At 73.2% G+C, this 1,793-nt stretch carries 2 protein-coding genes; both read left to right on the top strand.

Translation table 11 applies throughout. The features are described from left to right. Nucleotides 1-157 precede the first annotated feature (157 nt). The gene (locus FRW57_RS21215; RefSeq protein WP_152187001.1) at nt 158-937 is read left to right on the top strand and encodes a glycosyltransferase family 2 protein; all 780 of its coding nucleotides are present in this window, start codon (nt 158-160) and stop codon (nt 935-937) included. A 161-nt stretch (nt 938-1,098) separates the two neighbouring features. Then, on the top strand, nt 1,099-1,793 hold a 695-nt coding region (locus FRW57_RS21210; protein WP_152187000.1), incomplete at its 3' end, for a glycosyltransferase family 2 protein.

The raw sequence follows: 1,793 nt of genomic DNA, 5'->3' as shown, positions 1-1,793 counted from the left end.
GCCGCGGTGGCGGGCGCGGTCCGGCGGCTGGTGGCACACGCGCGCGACCTGGCCGGGCCCGCCGGGCTCGCCTACGATCTCGACCTCACGAGAGGCATCGATGACCTGGACCTCTATGTCCGGCAACAGAATCCAGTCTCCGACGCGGGATACCTCGGTGGCCTCCCCGGTTGACGTCCTCGTCGCCGTGCCGGCCCACGACGAGCAGGACCACATCGACGCGTGCCTCAACAGCGTGGTCGAAGCCGTGGCGCGGGCCCGGGCGGAGGGAGTGGTGGCCGACGCCGTGGTCGGGGTGGCAGCCCACCGCTGCTCCGACCGGACGGCGGCCTTGGCCGGCCGGCTCCTCGCCGAGTCCTCCGTGGAGGGGGCGGTCTGGGAGGACTGGACCTCCGAGACCGTGGGTGAGGTGCGGGACAGGGCGATCCGTCGGCTCACCGGCCGGTGGGGGTCCGGGCAGCGGCAGCGGTGGGTCTTCAACACGGACGCCGACTCGATCGCCCCCGTCGACTGGATCACCACCTGCCTCCGCCTGGCCCACGCCTCCGGCTCGTCCGCTGTCGCCGGCCTCGTCGAGCTGCTCGACTGGGAGGCCTCGCCCCAGGCACGCCACGACTACCGCCGCATCCTCGCCTCCGGTTTGCATACCACCGGCCACACGCACGTCTACGGCGCCAACCTCGCCATCCGGATGGACGCCTACGCCGCCGTCGGTGGCTTCCCCGCGGTGCTCCACGGCGAGGACCAGGCGATCGTGCAACGACTGCGCCGGGCGGGGCACCCGGTGCTGACCCCGCTGCAACCCGTGGTCCGCACCTCCGGCCGCATGCCCGGCCGGGCCTCCCACGGCCTGGGCGCCCTGTTGCAGACGCTGGTGGGCCAGCATGTCGGACAGACCGCCGTGACCGACCTCCCGCTGGTGCCAGAGACCACCTGAGCAGATCCAGGTCCACCCCGGGCGAACGTCCCATCGCTCGCGCCGGCGCGGTAGGCGTTGTCGGCGTCGGCAGGTGTTGTCGGCGGCGGCTGCGACGTCGGCGCCGGGGCGGTCCTTCGGGAGAAGTGCTTCGAAGTGCTTCGTGTGGGTAGTTGTCCGGCGTGACCAGCACGCACCAGCAGGCCCCGCCCGACTACGCGGTCGTCATACCGACCATCGGTCGGCAGAGCCTGCAGGACCTGCTCGGGTCTCTGGCATCGCAGGACGGCGCCCTCCCGATCGAGGTCGTCCTCGCCGACGACCGCCCCGCGTCGCCGCCACCGGTGCAGGTTCCGACGGCGTTGACCGAGCGGGTCGACGTGCGGATCCTGAGATCCGGCGGGCGCGGGCCGGCAGCGGCGCGCAACGCCGGGTGGCGGTCCACGACTGCGCCCTGGGTCGTGTTCCTCGATGACGACGTCCTCCTGCCCGAGGGATGGGCCACGGACCTCGCGACCGACCTTGCCGCCGCCGCGAGTGACGTGGCGGGGGTGCAGTCCAGGCTGCGCGTGCCGCTGCCGCAGGACCGCCGGCCCACGGACTGGGAGCGCTCCACCGCTTCGCTGGAGCGCTCGGCGTGGATCACCGCTGACATGGCCTACCGCCGTGATGCCCTCATCGAGGTCGACGGCTTCGACGAACGCTTCCCTCGGGCCTACCGCGAGGACGCCGACCTGGCCTTCCGGGTGCGGCGCGCGGGCTGGCGTCTGTCGCGGGGGCAGCGCCTCACCGTGCACCCGGTGCGTCCGGCGCCGTTCTGGGCCAGCGTGCGCGTCCAGTGCGGCAACGCCGACGACTCCTTGTTGCGCCGTCTGCA

The organism is Segeticoccus rhizosphaerae, from assembly GCF_009192725.1.
Classification (GTDB): domain Bacteria; phylum Actinomycetota; class Actinomycetes; order Actinomycetales; family Dermatophilaceae; genus Segeticoccus; species Segeticoccus rhizosphaerae.
The sequence above is the reverse complement of the archived record's forward strand: the minus strand, read 5'-3'. Positions and strand labels throughout refer to the sequence as shown.